The 22,390-nt window shown below is 74.2% G+C and carries 21 protein-coding genes and 1 tRNA gene; 10 read left to right on the top strand and 12 right to left on the bottom strand.

What is annotated here, in order from left to right; genetic code table 11:
• Positions 1-12: 12 nt before the first annotated feature.
• Positions 13-1,017, top strand: a complete 1,005-nt coding sequence (locus tag NXY84_RS18200) for a Gfo/Idh/MocA family protein (protein ID WP_258724438.1) — start codon at positions 13-15, stop codon at positions 1,015-1,017.
• Positions 1,018-1,101: 84 nt separating this feature from the next.
• On the opposite strand, the gene NXY84_RS18195 is transcribed toward NXY84_RS18200, so the two are convergent.
• The 8 genes from NXY84_RS18195 to NXY84_RS18160 all read right to left on the bottom strand — a co-directional run bounded on the left by NXY84_RS18195 (position 1,102) and on the right by NXY84_RS18160 (position 10,460).
• A complete protein-coding gene (locus NXY84_RS18195; RefSeq protein ID WP_258724437.1) occupies positions 1,102-2,853 on the bottom strand; it encodes a GAF domain-containing SpoIIE family protein phosphatase in 1,752 nt (583 codons plus the stop codon).
• Between the two features lie 114 nt (positions 2,854-2,967).
• Positions 2,968-3,870: an HAD family hydrolase gene (locus tag NXY84_RS18190; protein ID WP_258724436.1), complete on the bottom strand. Its 903-nt coding sequence runs from the start codon at positions 3,868-3,870 to the stop codon at positions 2,968-2,970.
• Positions 3,867-5,126, bottom strand: a complete 1,260-nt coding sequence (locus tag NXY84_RS18185; protein ID WP_258724434.1) for a cysteine protease StiP family protein — start codon at positions 5,124-5,126, stop codon at positions 3,867-3,869. The genes NXY84_RS18190 and NXY84_RS18185 overlap by 4 nt, the downstream gene beginning before the upstream one ends.
• Positions 5,123-6,739 (bottom strand): phosphoribosyltransferase family protein, encoded by a 1,617-nt coding sequence (locus tag NXY84_RS18180; RefSeq protein ID WP_258724433.1) that lies wholly within the window; start codon positions 6,737-6,739, stop codon positions 5,123-5,125. Before NXY84_RS18180 ends, NXY84_RS18185 begins: the two co-directional genes overlap by 4 nt.
• On the bottom strand, positions 6,736-7,899 hold the full coding sequence (locus NXY84_RS18175) for an HpcH/HpaI aldolase/citrate lyase family protein (protein WP_258724432.1): 1,164 nt from the start codon (positions 7,897-7,899) through the stop codon (positions 6,736-6,738). Before NXY84_RS18175 ends, NXY84_RS18180 begins: the two co-directional genes overlap by 4 nt.
• 18 nt (positions 7,900-7,917) lie before the next feature.
• Positions 7,918-9,054 (bottom strand): DUF475 domain-containing protein, encoded by a 1,137-nt coding sequence (locus NXY84_RS18170; protein ID WP_396126287.1) that lies wholly within the window; start codon positions 9,052-9,054, stop codon positions 7,918-7,920.
• Between the two features lie 87 nt (positions 9,055-9,141).
• Positions 9,142-9,720, bottom strand: a complete 579-nt coding sequence (locus NXY84_RS18165) for a TerD family protein (protein WP_258724431.1) — start codon at positions 9,718-9,720, stop codon at positions 9,142-9,144.
• A gap of 164 nt (positions 9,721-9,884) precedes the next feature.
• Entirely contained in the window at positions 9,885-10,460 is a 576-nt protein-coding gene (locus tag NXY84_RS18160; RefSeq protein WP_258724430.1) for a TerD family protein, read from the bottom strand.
• A gap of 254 nt (positions 10,461-10,714) precedes the next feature.
• Between NXY84_RS18160 and NXY84_RS18155 the strand changes: the two genes are divergently transcribed.
• From NXY84_RS18155 to NXY84_RS18115, 9 genes are all read left to right on the top strand, one after another.
• Positions 10,715-11,950, top strand: coding sequence for a toxic anion resistance protein (locus NXY84_RS18155; protein WP_258724428.1), 1,236 nt, complete (start codon positions 10,715-10,717; stop codon positions 11,948-11,950).
• Positions 11,951-11,975: 25 nt separating this feature from the next.
• Positions 11,976-12,482, top strand: a complete 507-nt coding sequence (locus NXY84_RS18150; RefSeq protein WP_258724427.1) for a hypothetical protein — start codon at positions 11,976-11,978, stop codon at positions 12,480-12,482.
• A gap of 14 nt (positions 12,483-12,496) precedes the next feature.
• Positions 12,497-13,048, top strand: coding sequence for a TerD family protein (locus tag NXY84_RS18145; protein WP_258724426.1), 552 nt, complete (start codon positions 12,497-12,499; stop codon positions 13,046-13,048).
• 323 nt (positions 13,049-13,371) lie between these two features.
• Positions 13,372-14,277 (top strand): hypothetical protein, encoded by a 906-nt coding sequence (locus NXY84_RS18140; protein ID WP_258724425.1) that lies wholly within the window; start codon positions 13,372-13,374, stop codon positions 14,275-14,277.
• 105 nt (positions 14,278-14,382) lie between these two features.
• Complete coding sequence (locus tag NXY84_RS18135) at positions 14,383-15,099, top strand: TerD family protein (RefSeq protein ID WP_258724424.1); 717 nt, start codon at positions 14,383-14,385, stop codon at positions 15,097-15,099.
• 208 nt (positions 15,100-15,307) lie between these two features.
• On the top strand, positions 15,308-16,168 hold the full coding sequence (gene tmk, locus NXY84_RS18130; protein WP_309485022.1) for a dTMP kinase: 861 nt from the start codon (positions 15,308-15,310) through the stop codon (positions 16,166-16,168).
• Complete coding sequence (locus NXY84_RS18125) at positions 16,165-17,301, top strand: DNA polymerase III subunit delta' (protein WP_258724423.1); 1,137 nt, start codon at positions 16,165-16,167, stop codon at positions 17,299-17,301. The genes tmk and NXY84_RS18125 overlap by 4 nt, the downstream gene beginning before the upstream one ends.
• A gap of 79 nt (positions 17,302-17,380) precedes the next feature.
• A complete protein-coding gene (locus NXY84_RS18120; RefSeq protein WP_258724422.1) occupies positions 17,381-18,997 on the top strand; it encodes an alpha/beta hydrolase in 1,617 nt (538 codons plus the stop codon).
• 151 nt (positions 18,998-19,148) lie between these two features.
• Positions 19,149-19,221 (top strand) — tRNA-Thr (locus NXY84_RS18115).
• 51 nt (positions 19,222-19,272) lie between these two features.
• Here the strand turns inward: NXY84_RS18115 and NXY84_RS18110 are convergent.
• Genes NXY84_RS18110 through NXY84_RS18095 form a run of 4 tightly spaced genes read right to left on the bottom strand, consistent with a single transcriptional unit; the run spans position 19,273 to position 22,389 of the window.
• Positions 19,273-20,364 (bottom strand): tyrosine-type recombinase/integrase, encoded by a 1,092-nt coding sequence (locus NXY84_RS18110; protein ID WP_258724421.1) that lies wholly within the window; start codon positions 20,362-20,364, stop codon positions 19,273-19,275.
• The gene (locus NXY84_RS18105; protein ID WP_258724419.1) at positions 20,361-20,573 is read right to left on the bottom strand and encodes a helix-turn-helix transcriptional regulator; all 213 of its coding nucleotides are present in this window, start codon (positions 20,571-20,573) and stop codon (positions 20,361-20,363) included. The genes NXY84_RS18110 and NXY84_RS18105 overlap by 4 nt, the downstream gene beginning before the upstream one ends.
• A gap of 2 nt (positions 20,574-20,575) precedes the next feature.
• Complete coding sequence (locus NXY84_RS18100; RefSeq protein WP_258724418.1) at positions 20,576-22,135, bottom strand: replication initiator; 1,560 nt, start codon at positions 22,133-22,135, stop codon at positions 20,576-20,578.
• Positions 22,132-22,389, bottom strand: a complete 258-nt coding sequence (locus NXY84_RS18095; RefSeq protein ID WP_258724417.1) for a WhiB family transcriptional regulator — start codon at positions 22,387-22,389, stop codon at positions 22,132-22,134. The genes NXY84_RS18100 and NXY84_RS18095 overlap by 4 nt, the downstream gene beginning before the upstream one ends.
• Between the last annotated feature and the right edge of the window lies 1 nt (position 22,390).

Genomic DNA, 22,390 nt, shown 5'->3' with positions numbered 1-22,390 from the left:
TAGGTTGGCCGCATGGCTCGCACCGAGGACCCGTCGACCGCTCCGTCCATCCGCTGGGGAATCCTGGGGGCCGGCAACATCGCCGGTGCCTTCGCCGACGCGGTGAACGCGCACACCCGCGCGCAGCTCGTCGCCGTCGGCTCCCGCAACCGGGACCGCTGCGAGCGCTTCGCGACCGCGCACGGCGTCCCGACGACCCACATCGGCTACCGCGACCTCGTCGAGGACCGCCAGGTCGACGCCGTGTACGTCGCGACCCCGCACTCCGAGCACCTCGAGCACGCGCTGCTCGCGATCGCCGCCGGCAAGCACGTGCTCGTCGAGAAGGCCTTCACCCGCAACGCCGCCGAGGCCGAGCAGGTGTTCGCCGCCGCGAAGGCCGCCGGTGTCTTCGTGATGGAGGCCATGTGGACGCGGTTCCTGCCGCACGTGGCCGCGCTGCACCAGGTCATCGACGCCGGCGAGATCGGCGAGATCATCAACCTCACCGCCGACCACGGGCAGTACTTCCCGTTCAACCCGGCCTCCCGGCTGTTCGACCCGCAGCTCGCGGGCGGAGCGCTCCTCGACCTCGGGGTGTACCCGGTGTCGTTCGCGCACGACTTCCTCGGTGTCCCGGACGCGGTGCACGCGACGGGGACGCTGACCGAGACCGGCGTCGACGGGCAGGCGTCGATCGTCCTGAGCTACGGCGAGCGCACCCAGGCGACCCTCTCGACGACGCTGTGGGCCAAGACCCCGACGACCGCCGCGATCTCGGGCACCGAGGGCTTCATCCACGTGGCCGGCAACTTCTACGGCCCGTCGTCGTTCCGCGTGCAGCGCCGCGACGGCCGCGTGTGGACGTTCGAGCAGCCCGGCAAGAAGGGCTTGCAGTACGAGGCCGCCGAGGTCGCGCGCCGGGTCGCCGCGGGGGACACCCAGAGCCCGCTCATGACGTGGGACCACACCGTCGAGGTCATGCGCACGCTCGACGCCGTGCGCGCGCAGGTCGGGGTCGTCTACCCCGGCGAGTGAGGCGGACGGTCGCCGGGCACCCCCGCCCGGCGACCGTCGCCTCCCGGCGTGGGCGTCGAGCCGGCGGGTGACGGCGTCCTCGCGTCAGCCCCCGACGACCTGGGCGGCGAGCAGGACCACGTCGTCGGCCGGGTGACCGGGCACGAGTCCGTGCGCGAGCGCGGAGACGAGCTGCGCGGGGTCGAGGTGCGCGAGCCGCCCGGCGGCGTCCACGAGCGCCGCGGCCTCGTCCGGGAGGGACGCCCCGCGCCGCTCGATGAGCCCGTCGGTGTGCAGCAGCAGCGTGTCGCCGCGGTCGAGGGTGTGCGTGTGGTCGTGCCGTGCGGTCCGGGGGTCGACGCCCAGCAGCAGGTCGTTCTGCGGCCCCTGCAGCGCGATGCTCTGTTGCCCCGGCCGCACGAGCACCGGGGCCGGGTGCCCCGCGCTCGACCACGTGAACCGGTGCGCGCCCGTCTCCGGGTCGGGGTCGATGCGCCCGACGAGCGCGGTCGCGATCGTCCCGAGCCCCAGGCCCTCGATCGCCCGGTCGAGCCGGGTGAGCCACGAGGACGGGGTGTCGGGGTGGTCCCACGCGAACGCGCGCAGCGTCGAGCGGAGCTGGCCCATGCGGGCCGCGGCGTCCATGTCGTGGCCGGTGACGTCGCCGACCATGAGCGCGACGCCGCCGTCGGGCAGCTCGATCGCGTCGTACCAGTCCCCGCCGACGCGGTCCGCGCGCCCGGCCGGCAGGTAGTGCGCGCCGAGGCGCAGGTGCGGCGGCTCCGGCAGGGCGGTGAGCATCGCGTCCTGGAGCGTGCGCGCGACGTCCCGGCGCTGCTGGAGGAGCTGCGCACGCTGCAGCGCCTGGGCGGTGTACGCGGCAAGCGCGTTCTTGATCGTGCGGTTGCCCTCGTCGAACTCCCGCGGCAGCCGCCAGCCGAGCGTGAGCACGCCGAGGAGCTCCTGACCCGACACGAGCGGCAGGACGGCGCTCGCCCCGGCGTCGCGGGTCGCAGGGCGCGCCATCGCGGGGAACTGCGCGACGAGCTCGGCGTTGTCCCGGAAGAACAGCGGCTCGTGCGTGCGGGCCACGTGCGCGACGGGCCGGTCCTCGTCGATGCGTGCGTGCTGCCAGCGCGGGTCGAAGTCCTCGGTGAAGCGCTCGACGGTCGTGTACGTCAGGCCCCGGCCGTCCGGGTCGAGCAGCGCGATGCCGGACATCGTCGCGCCCAGCCCCGTGTCCGCGACGCGCGCCGAGGTCGCCGCGACGTCGTCGACCGTGAGGACGTCCTGGAAGGCGTCGCTCACGAGCAGGAGCAGCCCGGCCTGACGGTAGGCGAGCGTCGCCTGCTGCTGCGAGCGGCGGGCCCGCTCACGCTCGCCGCGGAGCCGCAGCTCGGAGCTGCACGCCGCCGCGAGGTCCTCGAGCAGGGCGAGCTCGTCGGCGGTCCAGCGGCGCGGCACGTGGTCGATCACGCACATCGACCCGACCACGGCGTTCGTGTCGTCGAGCAGCGGGTAGCCCGCGTACGCGATCACGTCGAGCTCGGGGATCGCGGGGTTGTCCTTGAGCAGGGCGACGCGGCGGGCGTCGTCGACGATCAGCGGGGACCGGTCGGCGACGACGTACTTGCAGAACGAGTGCGTGAGGGGCGTGTGCCGGGACTCGTCGATGTCCGGTGGCAGCCCGGCGGCGCCGGGGTACACCTGGCCCTCCTGCGAGACGAGCGACACGAGCGCGAGCGGGACGCCGAGGTGGCGCTGCGCGACGCGCGCGAACCGCTCGAACGACTCGTCGCGGCGGGCCGGGAGCAGGACGGAGCCGGGGAGCAGCGCCGCGGGGTAGAGCTGGGTCATGCGACCTCCCGCGTCCTCGTCTCGGCCCTCGGGGACGGCCTCGTCCCGTCCCCAGTGTGACAGCAGCCGCCGCGCGGACGCAGGGCCCGGCCGGGTGGACCGGTCGCGGCGCCGTCAGGCCGTCGTGGACCCGGCGTGCGCGCCGACCGGGCCGCGGGTGACCTCGCCGAGCAGCCACGTCAGCACGTCCTCGCCCGCGAGGATCCCCGCGCGCGCCGTCACGGCCACGTGCGGACGGGTCCAACGGCTCTCGGCGAGCTCGCCGTGCGCCGGCCGGATGCCGGCGTGCGCGGCGTCGAGCAGGTCGGCGTCGAGCAGCGAGTCGCCCGCGGCGAGCACGCGTGCGGCGCCCACCCGGTCCGCGAGCGCCGTGACCGCGGCGCCCTTGGTCAGCGCCGACGGGACGACGTAGAGCTTGCGGCCCTGCAGCGAGACGGTCCAGCCACGCTCGGCGGCCCACCCGGACAGGTCCGCGACGAAGCCCTCGGGCAGCGCCGCGCGGTCGACGACCGCGTAGCAGAACAGCTCCTCCGCCTCGCGGCGCGAGAGGGTCCACGCGTCGTCGAACGCGGTGCGCATGTGCTCGCGGACGTCGGCGAGGGGGACGCTCGTCGCGGCGAGCAGCTCGCGGACCGCGGCGGTCCAGGCGGCGTCGGGCTCGCCGTCGACGAGCAGGATGCCGCCGTTGGCCGCGATCGCGTAGGGCGACGGCGGGCCCGGGATGCGGATCCGGGCGAGCTGCGCGCGCGTGCGCGTGGTGGTGGGCACGACGACGGCGGACGCCGCGAGCTCGACGAGCAGCCGCTCGGCGCGCTCGGTCACGTAGGACAGCGGCGCCCCGTCGTAGTGCTCGACGCACACGAGCTCCGGCTCCGGGCCGTCCGGCAGCGCCATCGCGGCGCGCGAGTAGATGAGCGTGCGGTCGAGGTCGCACGCGACGACGGTCGGGCCTGCCGCCGGTCCTGCCGGCCGGGCGGGGGCCGTGCGCGGGGTGAGCGTGGGCGCCTGGGCGGTCATGCGCGGACCTCCGTCGCGAGGACGTCGTCGCCCGCGACCTCGTCGGGGCCCGAGGCCTCGCTGGACGGGGTGATGGTCAGCGCGTCGTCGGCCCCCGCACGCGCCCCGCGCGTGAAGCCGGGGTGCACCAGGCCGACGCAGCGGTAGGACAGGTCGGGCACCTCGACGACCTCGACGCCGCGCTGCTCGGCGAGCAGCAGGACGTGCGCGAGCTCGGGGTCGGCGCGGCGCCGGACGAGGACCTTCCACGGGACCCGGCGCAGCAGCACGCGCGTGGTCTCGCCGACCCCGGGCTTGACGAGGTTGACGCTGTGGATGCCGTGCTCGACGCTCAGCCGCTCCGCGGTCGCCCAGCCGCTCCACGTGGGGGTGCGGTCGCTCGCGGCGAGGACCGGCCAGTCCCGCGCGACGTCGTCGGCGACCTCGGCGAAGCGCTCCGAGACCGCGTCCAGGAACCGGTTCGAGACGTCCGCGGCGGCGAGCTCGGCGTAGAACCTCGCGCCGTGGAAGTCCCCGGGGCCGATCAGGTGGTCGTTGAGCACCGTGCGGGACACGAGGCCCGACACCGTCGAGTTCAGGCACGCCGACGGGATGAGGTAGTCCTCGCGGGTGCCGTAGAGCTCGACGCAGCCCGCGGGGTCGGCCAGCACCGCGAGGTCCGGGCGGAAGCCCTCGCCCGGGGCGAGCCCGAGCGCGACGTTCGCCTCCGCGACCGCGGCGGTCAGCTCGCGGACGATCGCACCCTTGCCGGTCCACCCGTCGACGAACATGACGTCCTGGGGGCGGTGGTGCGCGGCGAGGTGGCGGAGCGCGACGGTGTCGATGCCGCGGCCCCGCACGATGCTCACCGCGTAGTGCGCCAGGTCCAGGCCGTGCACCTCGCGCGCCCAGCGGCGCATGAGGATCCCGACCGGAGTCCCGGCGCGCGCGAGCGAGACGAGCACGGCGCCCCGGCCCCGCTCGGCGAGCGTGAGCTCGGTGACGACACCGACGGCGTGCGCGAGCTTCGCCGCGGACTCCGCGAGCGACGCGTGGAACAGCTCCTGGTACTCGGCGCTCGGCTGGAACTCGACCGGCAGCGACTCGGCGTAGTGCGCCTGACCGGCCTGGATGGCCTCCTCGCGCTCCTCGAGCGGCGCCTCGAGCGCGACGTGCGTGAGGTCGGTGAGCAGCCAGGCGACCTCGTCGGCGGCGTAGCTCCCGAACTCCGGGCCGCGCAGCGGCGGGGGGAGCGGGGCGGGCGTGGTCGCGGTCACGGGGTGGTCTCCTGCGGGTGGGGTGCTCCGGCGGCGGGCCGGTACGAGGGGAGGGTGACGAGGTGCACGCGGTCGGCGTGCTCTGCGACGCGGGCCGGGAGCCCGCCCGGTGCGTGCAGCGCGGGGGTGTCGCCGGCCGAGTCGACGACCACGACGACGTCCGTGAAGCGGCGGCGCGGGTCGGCTCCCGGGGCGACGTTGTACGCGAACCGGTCGCCGGGCCCGTCGTCGGGCTCGTCGTGGCTCGGGAACACGAGGCGGGTGCGGATCGCGTAGTCCTCGGCGTCGAGCGCGAGGACGGGGGAGCGGGTGGTCGACGAGAACGCGACCGTGGTGCCGTGCGCGTCGAGCCGGTCGGCGAGGTGCGCCGCGACGAGCAGCGGCGCGTGCATGAGCTCCTCGGTGCCGAGCACCAGGACACGGCGCGCCGTCGGTCCGGCGGGCGTCACCGCAGGCTGCGCGGTCGACGGCTGCGCGGGGGCCGGGCCGCCGAGGTGCCCCGCGAGCGCCGACGCCGCGTCGCGGGCCGCCGCGCCGAGCCGGTCGAGCTGCGCCGGGGTGAGGCCGTGCCGGGCGCCGTCCGGGACGTCGACGGGCCACCCGAGCGTGCCGAGCCGGGCGACGGCGCCCCGTCGGGACCCGGAGCCGGCCGGCTCGGAACCGGTGGAGCGGGAGCCGTCGGGGTCGGCGTCCCGTGCGGAGTGCTCCTCGACGAGCCGTCGGCCCTCCGCGAGCACGTCGTCCCCGAGCGCGAGGGTCCCGGCGACGAGCGCCACCGCGTCGATGCGGACCCCGAGGCGGTCGGCCAGGTCGGCCAGGCGCGCCCGGTCGGCGTCGGAGCGCACGTCCACGAGCGCCGCCACGACGTACCGGCCCCGCGGGTAGCGCTCGTGCAGCGCGGCGACGGTGTTGAGGATCGTCTGCCCGGTCGAGAGCTCGTCGTCGACGAGCACGAGCGGGCCCGGGCCGGCGAGGAAGCCGGGGTCCTCGGGCAGCAGCAGGTGCGACGTCGCGTGCGAGTGCTGCTCCTCGAAGCCGCCCGCGAGCGCGACCCCGGGCACCGCGCGGCGGGTCGAGTGCAGGTAGCGGGCCCCGAGCGCCTCCGCGACGCCGTGCCCGAGCGCGGTCGCCGTCTCCGCGTAGCCGAGCACGACCGTGCCGGTGAGCGCCGACGCGTGCCGGGCCCGGAGGTCGGTCACGAGGGCGTCGGTGCGGGCGCGCAGGGTCGCCGCCGAGCCGGGCACCCCGGCCACCGCGGGCGCGAGCGCATCGACGGCGGAGGTCCACGCGGGCGTCGACGCGTCGTCGTCCCCCGAGCCCGCGATGCGCGCGGCCGCGAGCGCCCCGAGCAGCTGTGCGGACGCGTGCACGACGCGCGGGTCGGTCGGCACGTGCTTGCCGAGCACGGTCGACACGAGCAGGTGCGCGCGGCGGGGGTTGCGGCGCAGCGCGAGCCCGACGAGCTCGGGGAGCGTCACCCCGACCGGCGAGCCCGTCGTGACCAGGCCGACGCCGAGCCGCTCCGCGACCCAGCCGCCGGTCCACACGCCACCCGGCGAGGACCGGCCGGCCGCCGGCGCACCGTCGGCGCCCGCCACGTGCCGTCCGGTCACGTGGGGTCGCCCGCGCCGAGCAGGTCCACGAACGACACGTCTTCACCCGAGACGCCGAACACCCGGGCCCGGAGCATCGTGCGCTCGGCCCACGCGCGGTGCGGCTTCGCCTCGTTCATCTTGTTCCGGTAGCCGGACGCCGCGACGCCGCCGTCGGACATCTCGACGCCCAGGACGTGCGCCGCGTCGACGTACTCCTCGTGCGTCACGACGGACAGCGCGTGCACCGCGGGGACGTGCGAGGGGTGGATGACGGTCTTGCCGGTGATCCCGTTGGCCTTGTCGAGCACGATCTCCCGGATCAGGCCGTCGAGCGCCTTGCGGATGAGCCGGGTGCGCAGCGCGCGCTCGTCGTGCTCGATGAACGGGGACTCGCGCAGCAGGGGCTTGAGCAGCCGCTCCTGCCCCTCGAAGTACTCCCAGACCGAGCCCGTGACGACGAAGCCCGTGTCGTCGGCGCGCCCGAGCACGTTGACCACGTCGGCGATGACCTGCGCGACCGGCAGGACGTCGTAGATCGTGAGGTCCCGGCTGCGCCGGATGCCGTACGCCGAGCTCAGGTCCGTCGCGCCGATCCGCACCGCGAGGACCCGCTCGCGGTGCTTGTCGAGCGCCCGCCGGATCCCGACGAGCGCGTCGGTGCGCGTCTCGCGGTGGATGACCTCGGCGGACTCGAGGATCGGCATCGCGTAGTACCGGTGCCCGGTGAGGTCCGAGGCCTGCGCGACGGTGTCGAGGAAGTCGCTGCCCCGGTCCTCGGTGAACTTCGGGACGACGAAGCCCGACAGCGCTCCGGCGTGCTCGCCGAGACCCGCGACGACGCGACCGATCTGCTCGGGCGTGCGCACGCGCACGAACACGAGCGGGCCGGCCTCGCCCGACTCGGCGAGGCTGCGCACCTGCGCGACGAGGTTCGCCTCCGCCGCGGGGACGTCCCGGTCGGCGATGGCGTCCTCGAGGCAGACGACCGCGCTGGTGACGCCCTGCGCCGCCCGCCGGACGAGGTCGGCCGCGATGGCCGGCCTCGTCCCGGGCAGGTACAGGGTCGCCCCGAGCGCCACCGCGAGCAGCTCACGGTCGTCGTGCGCCGTGAACTCCTGCGGCTCGACGTGGAAGAGCCGCTCGCGCTCGTCGGGCGCGAGGTGCGCGAAGTGGCGCATCGTCGGGGGTCGTCGTCGTCAGTCGGCGTGCACGATGACGGGCTCCGGCTCGATGCCGGCGGCCTTGAGGCGACGGTTGCGCAGGATCGACGACGTGAACGCGGCGCCGATGAACGCGACCCCGACGAGGCCCGTGATGATCTCGTCGACGTGGTAGCCGATGCTCACGAGCAGGATCGTCGCGAGCGCACCGATCGCCCAGTGGGCGCCGTGCTCGAGGTACACGTAGTCGGCCAGCGTGCCCTTGCGGACGAGGAACACCGTGATCGACCGGACGAACATCGCGCCGATGAAGCCGAGGCCCAGGGCGATGATGATCGGGTCGGACGTGATCGCGAACGCACCGATGACGCCGTCGAACGAGAACGACGCGTCGAGCACCTCGAGGTAGAGGAACAGGAAGAAGCCGGCCTTGCCGGTCGCCTTCGCGAGCTGCGTCGGGCCCGTGCGGTCCTTCGCGCCCGTGCCCTCCTCGGCCGCGCCGTCCTCGATGATCGTGCCCGAGGCCTCCTCGATGCCCTGGCCCTCGAACAGCGAGCCGAGGCCGTTGACCGCGATGTAGGTGATCATGCCGAGCAGCCCGGAGAGCAGGACGACCGCCGGGTCCTCCGCGAGCAGCTGGGCGGCGAGGATCAGCGCGACGCTGGCGACGATGACGGCGAGCTGGTCGAGCTTGCCGATGCGGGCGAGCGGGCGCTCGAGCCACGTCAGCCACTTGATGTCCCGGTCCTCGAAGATGAAGTCGAGGAAGAGCATGAGCAGGAACATGCCGCCGAAGGCCGCGATCTGCGGGTGCGCCTCGTTGAGCAGGTACGCGTAGCTGCCCGGGGTCTCCGGGTCGCCCTTCTCCATGGCGAGGGAGATCGCGTCGATCGGGCCGAGGTCTGCGGTGATCCCGACGATGAGCAGCGGGAAGACCAGGCGCATGCCGAACACCGCGATCGCGATGCCGACGGTGAGGAAGATCTTCTGCCAGAACTCGCTCATGCGCTCGAGGATCTTGGCGTTGACCACGGCGTTGTCGAACGACAGCGAGACCTCGAGGATGCCGAGGATCGTGCACAGGAACAGCGCGTTCCAACCTCCGTAGAGGAAGGCCACGACGAGGGACACGGCGGTCACACCGAATGACCAGCCGAAGGTACGCATGACCACGGGGGGTCCTCGTTCTCTCGGGGGATGAGCGCCGGGAGGCGCAGCAGGTGGGGTGGTGCACCGGGGCGGGCGTGCCCCGGGTGAGGGTCAGGCGACGTCGACCCCGAAGTCCTTGGCGATGCCGTGCAGACCGGACGTGTAGCCCTGGCCGATGGCCCGGAACTTCCACTCGCCGAGGTGCCGGTAGATCTCACCGAAGATCATCGCGGTCTCGCTCGACGCGTCCTCGCTCAGATCGTACCGAGCGAGCTCCTGCTCGTCGGCCTGGTTGACGATCCGGATGAACGCGTTGCGGACCTGGCCGAAGCTCTGGCCCCGCTCCGTGGCCTGGTAGATCGACACCGGGAACACGATCCGGGTGACCTGCTCGGGGACGCGCGCGAGGTCGACCTTGATCGACTCGTCGTCGCCCTCGCCCTCGCCGGTCAGGTTGTCGCCGGTGTGCTCGACCGAGCCGTCGGGGCTCACGAGGTTGTTGAAGAACACGAAGTGCTGGTCGGACAGGACGCGGTCGCCGGGGCCGACGAGGAGCGCGCTCGCGTCGAGGTCGAACGCGGCGCCGCTCGTCGTGCGGGCGTCCCAGCCGAGGCCGACGACGACGGCCGTCAGGTTCGGGGCCTGCTTGGTGAGCGAGACGTTCCCGCCCTTGTTCAGGCTGACGCCCATGGTCGGTCTCCTCCAGGTCTGGAAGGTCGGTGCGGTGGTGCGGGACCGGCCAGGGCCGGCGGGCTCGTGCGGGGTGGTGCGGGACGTGCGAGGCGGTGCGACGACCGCTGACGCGGGCGGTCGGGCGCACCCCGCGAGGCGCGCCCGACCGTCGTGCGTGGGCGTCAGACGTTGACGCCGAAGTCCTTCGCGATGCCCGTGAGGCCCGAGGCGTAGCCCTGGCCCACGGCGCGGAACTTCCACTCGGCGCCGTTGCGGTACAGCTCGCCGAAGACCATCGCGGTCTCGGTCGAGGCGTCCTCGGTGAGGTCGTAGCGCGCGAGCTCGTTGTTGTCCGCCTGGTTCACGATGCGGATGAACGCGTTGCGGACCTGGCCGAAGCTCTGGCCGCGGCCGGCGCCGTCGTAGATCGAGACGGGGAAGACGATCTTGTCGACCTCGGCGGGGACCGTCGAGAGCTGGACCTTCAGCTGCTCGTCGTCGCCCTCGCCCTCGCCGGTGAGGTTGTCGCCGAGGTGCTCGACCGAGCCCTCGGGGCTCTTCAGGTTGTTGAAGAACACGAAGTGCGCGTCGGACACGACCTTGCCGTTCGCGTCGACCAGGATCGCCGAGGCGTCCAGGTCGAAGTCGGTGCCCGTCGTCGTGCGGACGTCCCAGCCGAGGCCGACCACCACGGCGGTGAGACCGGGTGCGGCCTTGGTGAGGCTGACGTTCCCGCCCTTGCTGAGGCTGACTCCCACGGATCCTCCAGAGGCTTCTGACGGAGGCGTGCCCCCCGTCGTGCTGACCGCGCTACCGCCAGGCTCGACGGCGCACCGATGCTAACAACGCCGGTGTCGGCGCCGGAGTTCCTTCGGTGCAGGATCAGGGTCCTTTCAGGGTGACATCAGGGGTCGCAGGCACCCCCGCGCGCCGCCGAGACTTTAGAGTCGACACGGACCGGCCACGCGCGCGACGGGTGCGCCGGCGCACACGACGACAGGGAGACACGACGATGTCCGAGCTCGACCTGGGTTCCACCGCGACGCCCGACCCGGCGCCCGCCGCGCCCACGTCCGGGGCGCTCGTGCTCACCCCACCCGCACCCGTCGTCGTCGTCGAGAAGGAGCAGGCCGCGGGCGCCGTCCCCGTGGACTCCGCGAAGCAGGTCGAGCTGCGGCAGAAGGCCGACGCGTTCGTCACCGAGCTCGTCGCGCTCGACACGCGCTCGCCCGAGTTCGCGCAGAAGGTCGCCTCGATCACGTCGATGGGCGAGCAGGACATGCGCGCCGCCGCCGCGGTGTCGAGCCGCATGCTCGACCGGCCCGCCGCGGCGATGGGCAAGGCGAAGGGCGGCTCCACGGCGGGCAGCGGCGACGCGCAGGTCCGGGTCGCGACGACCATCGCCCAGCTCCGCCAGACCGTGACCGAGCTCGACCCGCACCGCGCCGACCTCACGGGCGTCAAGAAGGCGCTGCGCTGGCTCCCGGGCGGCTCGAAGATCGACAGCTACTTCCAGCGGTACCAGTCCGCGCAGCAGCACCTCGACGCGATCATCAAGTCCCTCAACTCGGGCCAGGACGACCTCCGCAAGGACAACGCGGCGATCGAGACCGAGAAGGCGAACATGTGGGCCACGATGGGCCGGCTCGCCGAGTACAACGAGCTCGCCGCGGCGCTCGACGCCGCGCTCGTCGACAAGGTCGCCCAGCTCGAGGCCGCGGGGCGCCAGCAGGACGCCGACACGGTCCGCGCCGACGCGCTGTTCCCCGTGCGCCAGCGCCGCCAGGACCTGATGACGCAGATGGCCGTCAACGTCCAGGGCTACATGGCGCTCGACCTCGTCCGGAAGAACAACATCGAGCTCATCAAGGGCGTCGACCGCGCGCAGACCACGACCATCGCGGCGCTGCGCACGGCCGTCATCGTGTCGCAGGCCCTCTCGCGCCAGAAGCTCGTGCTCGACCAGATCACGGCGCTCAACACCGTGACGTCGAACCTCATCGAGCAGACGTCCGCGCAGCTGCGCACGCAGGGCGCGCAGATCAGCCAGCAGGCCGCCGAGTCGACGATCGACGTGCAGAAGCTGCAGGCGGCGTTCGACAACGTGTTCGCCACGATGGACGCGCTCGACACGTTCCGCGCGCAGGCCGTCGACAGCATGGCCCAGACCGTCACCGCCCTCGAGGGGCAGATCCAGCGCGCCCAGCCGTACCTCGCGCGGACCCGGCAGGGCGAGATCACGTCCTGACGGCCGACCGAGGAGGAGCCCGACCGTGAGGTGGTTCAGGCGGTTCACGGACGCCCGTGAGGACGCCGTCGTCCCGCCGCTTCCGCTCCCGGCCGCCGACGACCCCGCGGACAGCGCCGAGCAGCTGCTCGCGGGCGTCGCGGGGCTCGAGCGTCTGGTCAACCGCAACGCCGGGCGGCTGCCGGCGGCGGCCGTCGCGAACGCGCGCCGCATCACCGACGTGCTGCGGGCCGTCGTCGGTCAGGCGCAGACCCGGCCGCTCGACGTCTACGCCACGATGTCCGTGCGCGGCACCGTCGAGGACTACCTGCCGACGACGCTCCAGACCTACCTCGCCGTCGACGCGCGGCTCCTCGACACCCCGCGCGGAGCCGGCCACACGCCCACGCAGTCGCTCATGATGCAGCTCGACGCGCTCCTGCAGTCGGCGACCGCGACCCTGCACGCGACCCAGAACCAGGACGCTGACGCACTGATGACGCAAGGCAACTTCCTCCGCACGCGGTTCTCCGGCTCGGACCTAGACCTGTGATGGCGGCGCGGCCCATGGCGCGGGGCTCGAACGTCGAGCTGACCCGCGAGATCCCGTCCCTCACCGGCGTCGTGCTCGGCGTGCGGTTCGCGTCGAGCGAGCCCGTGCTGATGGACAACATCGTGGTCGCGACCCTGCTGTGCGACGCGCGCAGCCGCGTGCTCTCGGACCGGCACGTCGTGTTCTTCAACCAGCTCGTCGAGCCGGACCTCTCGGTCGCGCAGCTCGAGCGGGTCGTCGGGACCGACACCGAGCAGGTCGAGGTCGACCTCACGGGCGTCCCTGCCGACGTCGCGCGCATCGTGGTCGTCGCGTACATCAACGAGGCGCTCGGGCAGCGCCGGACCCTCGGGCAGCTGCGCGAGGCGGCGGTGCGCGTGCTCGACCTGCGGGACAGCTCCGAGCTCGTCCGCTCCGAGAACCTGGCGCCGTCGCTGCGTGCCGAGACGGGCCTCGTGCTCGGGGAGCTCTACCGGCACACGACCGGCTGGAAGTTCAAGGTCGTCGGGCAGGGCTACGCGAACGGCTTCGAGGGCATGGCGGCCGACTACGGCGTGCCGCTGTGACCTCGCCCCGGCCACCCGGGCCGCCCGGGTCGAGCACGGAGGTGCGGGACGACCTGCCGTGGCTGCGGCGGCGGACGCTGCGGACGCGCGTCGAGGTTGGGACTCCCGCGTCGGCTGCACCCGCGTCCGATGTGCCGGCGTCGGGGCGGCCGGCGGCCGGTGCTGCGGCGTCCGGTCCGTCGGCGCCGCCGCCTGCGCCGGTGCCGCCGACCACCCCGGCGCCCGCGTCCACCCCGGCGCCCGCGTCCACTCCGGTGCCCGCCTCCACCACGGTGCCGTCCGGCGCCCCTCCCGCGACGGCGACCCGGGCGCCGGCGGCTGCGGTGACGTCCTCGCTGGACCTGGGCGCGCCGGCGACCGGCTCGGGGTCTCCCGCCGCGGGCTCGTCGGGCGCGGGCTCGACGTCGCTGGACCTCGGTTCCGCCCCGGCGCGCACCGCCGCCCCCGCCGGGACCGGCCCGCGAGCACCCGTTCCGGCACCGCCCGCGCCGTCGGCACCGCCGGCACGGCCCGCGTCGGCGGGCCCGTCCGCGTTGCACGGGGCGAGCCCGACGACGTCGCTCGACCTCACCGCGTCGCCCGCCGCCGCCGTTCCCGCACGTCGCGCGCGGCCGGAGCCCCCGTCCGCCGCCGCGGGCGACGCCGTGCTCGCGTTCACGCCCCCGCGGGTCCACGCGGGCACGCCCGTCGTGCTCAGCCGCACGGAGCCGGTCGTCGCGCTCACGGCGCTGCAGTCGGGCGTCGGCGGGCTGACCGTCGAGGCGGCGTGCTCCGACGCGGTCGGCGACCTGCGCCTCGCGTGCGCGTACCGGCTCGCCGGCGCGCGGCCCTCGCTCGTCGCGCACAGCCGCGGGGTCCCCCTGGCGGGGCTGCAGCCCCGCCGCCCGGTGGTCGTGTCGTCGCGCGAGCGCTTCGAGCAGCTCGTCGTGGACCTGCGGCAGGTCCGCGCGGTCGAGCGGCTCGTCGTGCTCGCCTACTCCGAGTCCGGCGCGGAGCTGGACTGGGGTGGCACGCTCGTCGTGCACGGCTTCGGCGGCCTGCGCGTCGAGGCACCGCTGCGGCACGGGCGTTCGGCGGGCGTGCTCGTCGCGCTGTCGGTGCTGCGGGTCGGCGGGGAGCTCGTGCTCCGCGCCGAGGACGAGCTCGTCGAGGGCACGCTGCGCGACGCGTGCACCGCGCACGGCTTCGACGAGATCACCTGGGTCGACGCCCGGACCCCGCTCGTGTGAGCGGGCCGCGGCACCCGCGAGGTGCGCGCAGCAGCAGAGCCCGAACCAGCAGAGCCTGAGCAGCACGACCAGCCGCCGGTCCGCCGGCACACCGAGGAGGTCAGCATGGGAATCGACTACACCAAGCGTCCGGGGGCGCCCGAGCCCGCACCCGAGAGCGGCACGCCGGGCGGCTCCGCGCCCGTCTCGCTGAGCAAGGTCACGCTCACCAAGGCGGCGCCGTCGGTGTCGCTGACCAAGCGCGGCGGTGCGAGCGGGATCCTGCGCGTCAACCTCAACTGGAACGCGCGCCCCGCCGGTGCCCCGCAGGGCGGCGGCGGGTTCCTCAAGCGGCTCACGGGCGGTGGCGGCGGCGGGTCGATCGACCTCGACCTCGCGGCCCTGTACGAGTACACCGACGGGTCCAAGGGCGTCGTGCAGGCGCTCGGCAACGCGTTCCGCGACACGCGCCGCGGCGACGCGATCACGTGGCTCGACGGCGACGACCGCAGCGGTACGAACTCCGGCGGCGAGAACCTGTTCGTCAACCTCGCGCACGTGAGCGAGATCCGCCGGATCCTCGTGTTCGCGTTCATCTACCAGGGCGTGCCGAACTGGGCCGCCGCGGACGGCGTCGTCACGCTGTTCCCGGCCTCGGGCCCCGAGATCGAGGTCCGGCTCGACGAGCACGACCCGCGCTCGCCGATGTGCGCGATCGCGATGATCGAGAACACGGGCGGCGAACTGTCCGTGAACCGCGAGGTCCGCTACATCCAGGGCAGCCAGGCCGAGCTCGACCGGCAGTACGGCTGGGGCATGAACTGGACGGCCGGGCGCAAGTAGCCGGCACACCGGTCGACGACGGCCGGTCGCCGGGAGCACGCGCTCGCGGCGGCCGGCCGTCGGTCTGCCCCTGACGGGGTGGATCACCGGCACATCCCCGGACGCGGCTCGACACGGGTCGCGCACGACGGCGGTGCACGCTCGACGGTGCGCGGCGGTGGCTCCGCCGCGGCGTCGGGCCGTGGGTCCCGCGGGCTACCCTGGCGCCGTGACCGCGAGCGACGCCCAGCCCGAGAGCCGAGCCGCTCAGCCCACCCCGGCCGACGGTCCGCGGGGCGACGATGCGACGACGCCGGTCCGCGCCCCCGGGCTCTTCGTCTCGTTCGAGGGGGGCGACGGCGCGGGCAAGTCGACGCAGGCGCGCGCGCTCGCGGACCGGCTCCGGGAGCTCGGCCGCGAGGTCGTGCTGACGCGTGAGCCGGGCGGGACCCCGCTGGGCGTCGAGCTGCGCCAGGCGCTGCTGCACGGCGACCACGTCGACCCGCGCGCCGAGGTGCTGCTCTACGCCGCCGACCGCGCGCACCACGTCGCGTCGCTCGTCCGCCCGGCGCTCGAGCGCGGCGCCGTCGTCCTCACCGACCGCTACCTCGACTCGTCGGTCGCCTACCAGGGCTCGGGGCGGGACCTCGGCGCCGACGAGGTCGAGCGCATCTCGCTGTGGGCGACCGGCGGGCTGCTCCCGGCCGTGACGGTGCTGCTCGACCTCGACCCGGACGTCGGCCGCACCCGGCTCACCGGCACCCCCGACCGGCTCGAGCGGGCCGGCGACGACTTCCACCGCCGCACGCGCGCGGCGTTCCTGGCGCGCGCCGAGCGGGACCCCGGACGCTGGCTCGTGCTCGACGCGACCCTGCCGGTCGACGAGCTCGCGGCCCGCGTGCTGGCGCGCGTCGCCGAAGCGGGCGGGTTCGGGGACGACCTCGCTCCCGGCGGCCGGACGCCGGTGCGTGCGGCGGGCGGCAGACCTGCTGAGCCGGGGCCGGGGCCGGGGCCGGGGCCGGGAACGGCGGGCGCTGCCGCCGGGGACGACATCGTCCCGGGTGCCACCTCCGGGGCCGGTGCCGCATGAGCGTCTGGGACGACGTCGTCGGGCAGGAGCCCGCCGTCGCCGAGCTGCGTGGCGCGGCACTCGACCCGAGCCGCATGACCCACGCGTGGCTCCTCACCGGGCCGCCCGGCTCGGGCCGGTCCAACGCGGCGCGGGCGTTCGCGGCGGCGCTGCAGTGCCTCGAGGGCGGCTGCGGGCACTGCCACGCGTGCACGACGGTCCTGCACGGCACGCACCCGGACGTGACGCTCGTCGCGACCGAGGGCGTCTTCATCCGCGTCGACACCGCGCGGCCGCTCGTCGAGCTCGCGCAGCGGTCGCCGTCGGAGGGGCGCTGGCGGGTCATCGTCGTCGAGGACGCGGACCGGCTCAACGAGACGAGCGGCAACGTGCTGCTCAAGGCCATCGAGGAGCCGCCGCCGCGCACGGTGTGGCTGCTGTGCGCGCCGAGCCCGCAAGACGTGCTCGTGACGCTGCGCTCGCGCAGCCGCTCGGTCCCGCTGCGCGTCCCGCCGGTCGACGCGGTCGCCGAGCTGCTGGTCCGCCGCGACGGCGTTGACCCGCACGTCGCGGCCGTCGCCGCCCGGGCGGCGCAGAGCCACATCGGCATCGCCCGCCGGCTCGCACGCGACCCCGAGGCGCGGGCCCGCCGGGCCAAGGTGCTCTCGCTCGCGCCGCGCGTGCGTGGGGTCGGGGACGCCGTGCTGGCCGCCGGCGAGCTCGTCGAGACCGCGCAGGCGGACGCGAAGGCCGCGACCGAGGAGCGCGACGCGAGCGAACGCTCGGCGCTGCTGCGCTCGCTCGGCGCGGAGGGGGCGGCGACGATCCCCCCGGCGCTGCGGGCCCAGGTCCGTCAGCTCGACGAGGACCAGAAGCGCCGCGCGACGCGGGCGCAGCGCGACGTGCTCGACCGCGCGATGGTCGACCTGCTGTCGCTCTACCGCGACGTGCTCGTGATCCAGCTGGGCGCGGGCGTCGAGCTCGTCAACGTCGAGCACGAGGAGACCGTGCGGACGCTCGCCGAGAGCAGCTCGCCCGAGCAGACGCTGCGCCGGATGGACGCCGTCGGGGTGGCCCGGACGCGGCTCGCCGGGAACGTCGCGCCGCTGCTCGCGGTCGAGGCGATGGCGATCGCGTTGCGTCCGCAGGGCTGAGCCCTCGGAGACCCCGCGGGGAGCGTGCTGCGCCGAACGGGCGACGAGACCGCCGCCGCATCCCGCTTAGGCTGGGGCGGTGCCCCTCGCCCCACGTGACGTCCGCCGTGCCGCCGAGCAGCCCCTGGCCGCGGTGACGCCCGCCCCGCTGCGCCACGCCTCGCGCTCCGGCCGCCCGCTGCTGCGCGCCGCCGGGCTGCTGGTCGTGGGCGCGCTCGTGGTCGCCGGCTGCTCGAGCCCCAAGAACCAGGTCACCGTCGACCCGAGCGCCCCGGCGTCGTCCGGCGAGGGCGTCGCCCCCGAGCTCGCCGAGTTCTACGAGCAGCAGCCCGAGTGGACCGCGTGCGGCGACCTCGAGTGCACGACCGTCGTGGTGCCCATCGACTGGGAGGAGCCCGGCGGCGGTTCGATCGAGCTCGCCGTGAACCGGTCGCGCACGACCGGGGACGACCGGATTGGCTCGCTGCTGACCAACCCGGGCGGCCCGGGGGCGTCGGGCACCGAGGCGCTCGAGACCGTCGTGCTCCAGCGCATGGGGACGGGGGTCAAGGAGCGCTACGACCTCGTCGGCTTCGACCCGCGCGGCGTCGGCACGTCGCACCCGGTCGAGTGCGTCGACGGCCCCGAGATGGACGAGCTCGTCGCGTTCGACGCCGACTACTCGACGGCCGAGGGACTCGAGGAGGTCGAGGCGCGCTACGGCGAGTTCGCCGCCGGCTGCCTCGAGCGCACCGGCGAGGTGCTCGAGCACATCGACACCGTGAGCGCGGCGCGCGACCTCGACGTCCTGCGCGCGGTGCTCGGCGACCAGCAGCTCCACTACCTCGGCTTCTCCTACGGCACGGCGCTCGGTGCGACGTACGCCTCGCTGTTCCCGGAGCGCGTCGGCCGGCTCGTGCTCGACGGTGCGCTCGACCCGACCCTCGACTCCGACGCGATCGCCGCGGGCCAGGCGGCCGGCTTCGAGTCGGCCCTGCGCGCGTACGTGACCGACTGCCAGGCCGGCCGCGACTGCCCGCTCGAGGGCACGGTCGACGAAGGGCTGGCCGCCGTCGCCGACCTGCTCGAGGACGCGCGCCGCAACCCGCTCGAGACGACCGACCCCGAGCGGCCGCTCACGGCCAGCCTCGCGTTCGCGGGCATCGCGCAGACGCTCTACGCCAACACGCTGTGGCCCTACCTGACCGAGGGCCTCACCGGCGCCATCCAGCAGCGCGACGGCTCACGGCTCCTGCAGTTCGCGGACCTGTACTACGACCGCGACCCCGACGGCACGTACGGGAGCAACACGACCGAGGCGTTCTGGGCGATCGGCTGCGCGGACGACCGGGCGACGACCGACCCCGACGAGATGCGGGCGTCGGCCGAGCGGATGGTCGACGTCGCGCCGACGATCGGGCGGTTCTTCGGGTACGGCGGCGTCGTGTGCGCGCGCTGGCCGGTCCCCGAGGCCGGCGGGCTCGACTCGTACACGGCCGAGGGCGCCGCGCCGATCGTCGTGATCGGCACGACGAACGACCCCGCGACGCCGTACGTCTGGGCCGAGTCGCTGTCCGACGTGCTGTCCTCCGCGGTGCTCCTGACGTTCGAGGGCGAGGGGCACACCGCGTACGGGCGGTCCAACGAGTGCATCTCCGGGGCGGTCGACGCGTACCTGCTCGAGGGCACCGTGCCCGAGGACGGGACGCGCTGCTGACGGTGCGCGGCCCTGGGCTCGGTGCGGCGCTGGCCTGCGACGACGGGGTCGGCGGGAGCTGGTTTTGAAACCTGGGCCGGACGCCAGGTAGAGTGGCGCAGCCCGCTCGGCTCGTCCGCGCGACGCGTGCACCACAGCAGCAACCAGCAGTGCCGCCTTAGCTCAGTCGGTAGAGCGTCTCACTCGTAATGAGAAGGTCAACAGTTCGATTCTGTTAGGCGGCTCCGGACGGAACCCCGTCGGACCAGCGGAAACGCTGACGGTCCGGCGGGGTTTCATCGTTCCCACCCCCCTGACGTGTCCCGTCGTGCCCCCCTGGTGCCCCCCAGGTCGGTATTCAGCCTGTCCAGACCCACCAGATCGGCCCCGGTCCCGAGGAAGTGCAGGTAGCGGTTCGTGGTCGCGATCGACTCGTGACCCATCCACGCCTGCACGGTTCCGGGGTCGACACCGCGGGCGAGCCACAGGCACGCGGCAGTGTGGCGGAGGTCGTGCACGCGGCGCCCTCGGCTCGTCTCGGCCCACCGCACCGACCGCACCGCTGCTGTGCGATGCAGCTGCCCTCCGTTCGCCGTGGTGAACAGCAGGTCGCTCGACGCCTTGTCCGCTGCCAGCCGCAGCACGATCGGCAGAACGCGGTTCGCGAGCGGTACCCGGCGTGAGGCGCGACCCTTCGTTGCCTTGACCGCCTGGCCCTCCGGCTGCGACCGACGCACCATCAGACCGGGTGTCGGCACCTGCATGACGTCCTCGACGCGCATCGCTCGCGCCTCGCCCCACCGCAGCCCGGTCCAGGCCAGCACGAGGAGGATGTCCGCGACCTGCGGGGATGCCCCCGCCCATGCCGCGTGCGCGTCCTCGAGCATCGACTCCGTGAACGGGTCCATCTCCTCGACGACGTGCGACTGGCGGGGGACCCGGACCTCGGTCACAGGGTTGGCCGCGATCATCTTCTCGCGCACGCACCACGCGAAGAACGACGACAGGCTCGCCCGGTACCGGCGCACCGTGCCTTCGGCCAGTCCGCGGGCCAGCAGAGCCTCGTAAGAGCGGGCGACCTCGCGCCCCGACACCGATCCCACCTGCAGCGCCAGCATGCTCGTCGGCATCAGCCGCAGGAGGTCCTGATCCGAGCGGTAGGTCTTGCCGGCCACTGTCGTCCGACGGATCTGCAACCACCGGATCACAAGGGCCCGCACACGCTCTCGACCAGCTCGCGGGTCCACCCCACCGGCCAGTGCAGCCCGCTCTCGCGCGAGCCAGGCCAGGGCCTCGCGCCGGGTGTCGAAGGCCTTGCTCGCGACGTCGACCCGGCCGCTCTTGAGTTTGGCTCGCCACCGGCCGTTCGGGAGCTTCACGACGCTCATGCCGCCATCCTCGCCAGCCACGCGTCGACGTCGTCCTTGGCGTACCGCGGGCAGTTCGGCGTCAGCCACGTGACCCGCGGCCCCTGGCCGGTCTGCCGCCAGCGGCACAGCGTCGACGGCGACACCTGCAGCACCCGGGCCACCTCGTAGCTCGTCAGCATCACCGGCAGCTCCGTCCGGACCGCGGCGGACTTCGTTCGTGCGCTCATCGTCAGATCCCTTCAGTCAGCGCGGGTCGCATGCTGCGGGCCCGCACGCTCGCGGTTGCCGAATCGTTGTCCACAGGCGGATCGGTGCCCGCCAGGAGTTCCTTGGCGCGGTCGTACTGCGCTCGCCATCGGCGCGCCTCGATGACGGTGGCCATGACGACGCGGCCGTAGTCGTACTGGGACAGCGGAACGTCGTCCCAGACGAACCGCGGGCGGCCATCCTGGTGCAGCGTCTCGGCGGCCATCCGGTTCGCCGCGGGCGGCTCGATGCCGGCGGCCTCCAGCGCGGCGCGCACCACCGCGGCACGGTCCGCCTTGTGCTCCGTGAGGGTCTTGCCGGACCAGCGCCTGGACACCAGGACCCGTCGCCCGCCGACGCCGAGGTGGTCGCGGTCGTGCGCTTTGGACGCGCATTGCCCCGGGACGAGGCCGGGGCCGGCGTCGTGAGGCTGCACGCCGAAGCGGAGCCAGTTCGCGCACTCCTTCGAGCACGGCAGCCAGCGCACGTGCTCGTGCAGGCGATCGATGTGCGCCTCGTACGCCGAGTCGTCCCCCTGGTCGTCGGCGTAGGTCTCGGCGACCGCCTTCGTCAGGTACTTGGTCAGGTAGCGCACGGTGCGGTCGGCGTCCGGGGTGCCGCCGAGGATGCCCTTGACGTCGACCTGCTGCCCGAGGCGCATCACGTGCGCAGGCCGTGCGTCCGGGTCGTCGTCGAGGGCAGCGATCGCCTCGTCCCACGTGGGCAGCGCCGCTCCGGTGTTGGGGTCGCGGTACTGCTCGTCGGCCCAGATCGGTACGCGGCGGACGTAGACCGGGTCGCCCATGGGTGGCCACCACAGCTGCAGGTACGTCGCACGGGTCACCTCCCGGACTGTCGCCCGGGGGATCGCGCCGCGGATGGCGGCGTGGAAGTGCGGGGCGAGGCGTCGCTGAGCCTCGACGGCACCGAAGTACTGGCACTGGTAGCCGGCGCACCGGCGCAGGTTCTGCACCCACCGGTCGAGCAGCTTCGGGAAGTGCAGGGCGTCGAGCGCAGCGCGGCGGTAGTCGTACCGGGCAGGGTCCACGGGGACGCCCAGGTGCGGGCGGACCTTGCCGTAGGACGGCAGGGTTAGCGTCACGAACATTGACGGCCGGTAGGTCTTGCCGTCCGGCGTGGTGAACACCCGTCCGATCGTGCGCGGGTCGGTCGGCCTCGTCGGCAGGTCCGGGGCGTCGGCGCGGCGCCGGGTCGACCGTGTCTGGCGCGGCTCGTCCGCCTCGGTCTCGGCGCTCTCGTCGTCGAGCGTTCCGACGGATTGCTCGTCGGCGCGCTCGTGCTCCGGTACGGCCGGTTCGGCGTCGGTGTGCCAGCCCTCGGCGCACTGCGTCATCCGCAGCCGGCGTGCCTTTGCGGCGCAGCTCGGGCACACGGAGTCCCGGGTGACCCCGCACCGGATCGGCACGGTCGTCACCTCACCTGTCGCCCGGTCGGTGACCCGGCGCATCACCGGGCGCACACACACGGCCTGCTCGATCGCGAGCTCGCGGATCACGTCGTCGTCGATCACGATGCTTCTCATGCCACGTCCCCCAACCCGGGAAAGGCGCGCGTGCGCGCGTCGTAGGAGGTCCCGGCCCAGAAGCCGCCCGAGGCACCCACGCGGTGCGCGAAGTCCCGGCAGTGGCCGAAGACGGGGCAGTGCCGGCAGACCTCACGCATCGTGAGCACGTCGTCCGGGGCAACCTTCGTGGAGTCCGCCAGCCAGGGCAGGTCCAGGCGCCGGCCGCACGCTGCGTCGATCATCCACAGCGTGTCGGGGCGGTCCGCAGGCATG

The organism is Cellulomonas sp. NS3 (assembly GCF_024757985.1).
Taxonomy (GTDB): Bacteria; Actinomycetota; Actinomycetes; order Actinomycetales; family Cellulomonadaceae; genus Cellulomonas_A.
This window is presented reverse-complemented; position numbering and strand designations above follow the sequence as displayed.

Coding starts and splice junctions, on each gene's coding strand:
- NXY84_RS18200 (WP_258724438.1), top strand. CDS start 13: ATGGCTCGCACCGAGGACCCGTCGACCGCTCCGTCCATCCGCTGGGGA.
- NXY84_RS18165 (WP_258724431.1), bottom strand. CDS start 9,720: ATGGGCGTCAGCCTGAACAAGGGCGGGAACGTCTCGCTCACCAAGCAG.
- NXY84_RS18135 (WP_258724424.1), top strand. CDS start 14,383: ATGGGAATCGACTACACCAAGCGTCCGGGGGCGCCCGAGCCCGCACCC.
- NXY84_RS18125 (WP_258724423.1), top strand. CDS start 16,165: ATGAGCGTCTGGGACGACGTCGTCGGGCAGGAGCCCGCCGTCGCCGAG.
- NXY84_RS18095 (WP_258724417.1), bottom strand. CDS start 22,389: ATGCCTGCGGACCGCCCCGACACGCTGTGGATGATCGACGCAGCGTGC.
- NXY84_RS18145 (WP_258724426.1), top strand. CDS start 12,497: ATGGCGCGGGGCTCGAACGTCGAGCTGACCCGCGAGATCCCGTCCCTC.
- NXY84_RS18105 (WP_258724419.1), bottom strand. CDS start 20,573: ATGAGCGCACGAACGAAGTCCGCCGCGGTCCGGACGGAGCTGCCGGTG.
- NXY84_RS18100 (WP_258724418.1), bottom strand. CDS start 22,135: ATGAGAAGCATCGTGATCGACGACGACGTGATCCGCGAGCTCGCGATC.
- NXY84_RS18195 (WP_258724437.1), bottom strand. CDS start 2,853: ATGACCCAGCTCTACCCCGCGGCGCTGCTCCCCGGCTCCGTCCTGCTC.
- NXY84_RS18110 (WP_258724421.1), bottom strand. CDS start 20,364: ATGAGCGTCGTGAAGCTCCCGAACGGCCGGTGGCGAGCCAAACTCAAG.
- NXY84_RS18190 (WP_258724436.1), bottom strand. CDS start 3,870: ATGACCGCCCAGGCGCCCACGCTCACCCCGCGCACGGCCCCCGCCCGG.
- NXY84_RS18175 (WP_258724432.1), bottom strand. CDS start 7,899: ATGCGCCACTTCGCGCACCTCGCGCCCGACGAGCGCGAGCGGCTCTTC.
- NXY84_RS18155 (WP_258724428.1), top strand. CDS start 10,715: ATGTCCGAGCTCGACCTGGGTTCCACCGCGACGCCCGACCCGGCGCCC.